Source organism: Robbsia andropogonis, assembly GCF_000970345.1.
GTDB classification, from domain to species: Bacteria; Pseudomonadota; Gammaproteobacteria; order Burkholderiales; family Burkholderiaceae; genus Robbsia; species Robbsia andropogonis.
This window is the reverse complement of record NZ_LAQU01000151.1, coordinates 1-1903: the sequence shown is the minus strand read 5'-3', so window position 1 is coordinate 1903 and position 1903 is coordinate 1. Positions and strand designations below refer to the sequence as shown.

At 61.7% G+C, this 1903-nt stretch carries 2 protein-coding genes; both read right to left on the bottom strand.

Annotation, left to right across the window (positions count from 1 at the left end; translation table 11 throughout):
- Window positions 1-204: 204 nt before the first annotated feature.
- The gene (locus tag WM40_RS26655) at window positions 205-669 is read right to left on the bottom strand and encodes a helix-turn-helix domain-containing protein (protein ID WP_024906179.1); all 465 of its coding nucleotides are present in this window, start codon (window positions 667-669) and stop codon (window positions 205-207) included.
- A gap of 180 nt (window positions 670-849) precedes the next feature.
- Window positions 850-1903, bottom strand: a 1054-nt coding sequence (locus WM40_RS26650) for a tyrosine-type recombinase/integrase (RefSeq protein WP_046154583.1), incomplete at its 5' end; no start/stop codon positions are given.

Here is a 1903-nt window from a genome sequence, read left to right as displayed (position 1 = left end):
GTGCAGTTTGGTCTCCCGCTTGCGCCGCGGTTGTTTGCTGGGCGAGCCGAGCTGCCAAATTTCTCTGCCATTCGTCATGAATCGCGTCTGACCACCGAGGTATGAACAATTCGTGTTGCGCGAAGGTGAGCAACACGTCTCGTACCAGCATCGGAAATAGCACGCAAGCGTCTAAGACAACGATAAAACGGTCATGACCGAATCTCATAAACCATAACCATCCATGGCCTCACTCGCCTCGACCATCTCATCCATGGCGGCACTTCTTTCCCTTCTCATTGAACGCTGGTAGGCAAGTACGTCGTCCAGGCGTAGACGGCGGTGGCGACCAACCTTACGGTGCGCGAGGTCGCCGGCCTCGAGTCTTGCTACCAAAAACGGGCGCGATACGCCCAACATATCGGCCGCTTGGCCAGTTGTCAGTTCGGTGTCCGCGGGACTGAGCAAAAACGTTTGCTGGCTAGCCATCAGCGACAACAGTCGCGCGAGGACTTGTAGGGTCGCCGGCGGCACTTCGATCCTAGCGACATCCCCGTCACCTCCCTGCCCTACCAGTGATAGCGTCAGCGCCCGAGATCGGTCCAAAGCTTCGCCCATCAGCCGACTGGCTTGTTTAAATAGCGTGGCCTGATCATCGGTCAACTCAATGCGATCAGCGTTGGTGTTCATATTTGCGCTCCGAGATACAGGTATTTTAGCAGATCATCGCACACAATCGAAATAATCGATTCCAACGAAATATTCGAAACTGATACTCAATGGTGATAATTCGGGGGTGTAAGCCCGAACCGCCGAAATTTCCCGCTGCGCTGGGTGGGTGTGCCTCAGTTCACGCGCACCGCCTTGATCTCAACGTGTCGGGGTACCGAACACTGACGCCATCTGACGGGCCCGCTTCACGTCGTCGGAATGGAGATACATCGAGGTTGTCGACAGCGACGCATGCCTCAGGTTGTCGCGGACAGCGGTGAGTTCAGCGCCGCCCTGCAGGGCATGAGTCGCATGGGTGTGCCTCATCCAATGTGGGCTGGCACGTCGCAGCGTCTCGGCAACGGCAGGGCTGCCCTCGCCGATCACCTCGGCGGCCGTGGCGAAGAAACGCTTCATCACGACCCACAGGCGTGCCCGGTTGATACCGGCCTCTCCAGCAAGGCTGGCAACCAGCGGGGTGAGCGGCTCCCACTTTGCTGGCGTCGTCGGCAAACCCCGCTGCATCAGGTAGCGATCCAGCGCCACGCGCGCCAGCGGCGGTAGCGTTACCCGGCCAGCCCGGGCACCCTTGCCGATGACGTGCAGCCAGCGCTCGTCAATGGGATCGATCTTGATGGCGCCTAGCGTCGCGTGGACCAGCTCGCTGGCGCGCAGACCAGTAGCGTAGGCGAAATCGAGTACGAAACGTAGCCGCTGCGCAGCCGCAGGCTCCCAGCCGTATGACCACTCCAGCCCATCAGCCACGGTACGCACCAGCGCCCATTCCCCCTCGGAGAATGCGCGTGAGGTATCGAGCAACGCGGCAGACGCCCCGCGCACTTTGAGGCCCGCGAACGGATTGGCGAACACGTAGCGCTGCTCGATCAACCATCGGAACAGGGCGCCAAGCACTGACAGGCTGTGAGCGGCAGAGCGCGCTGACAACCCGCCCGCGAACGGCCGCCACTCGGGGGAGGTTCGCGGCCGCGGCGGACTCACCCAGCGCGATCGCGGTGAGGGTCGGCGCAGAAATGCCCGGTAAGCTACCGCGTCCTCGGTGGTGAGCGACGACAGCGCACAGCCGCGTTCGACGATCGCCCACAGCACCAGGCGCTCGGCTTCCTTGCGGTAGGCGCGTTGCGTACCGGTCGATTCGTGCAGCGAGAGCCAAGCCTGTACGGCCTCGTAGTCGTTGCTGGCGCGCAGCACGCAG

Excerpts from the sequence above, each read along its gene's own strand:
- WM40_RS26655 (WP_024906179.1), bottom strand. The coding sequence starts at position 669 with ATGAACACCAACGCTGATCGCATTGAGTTGACCGATGATCAGGCCACG.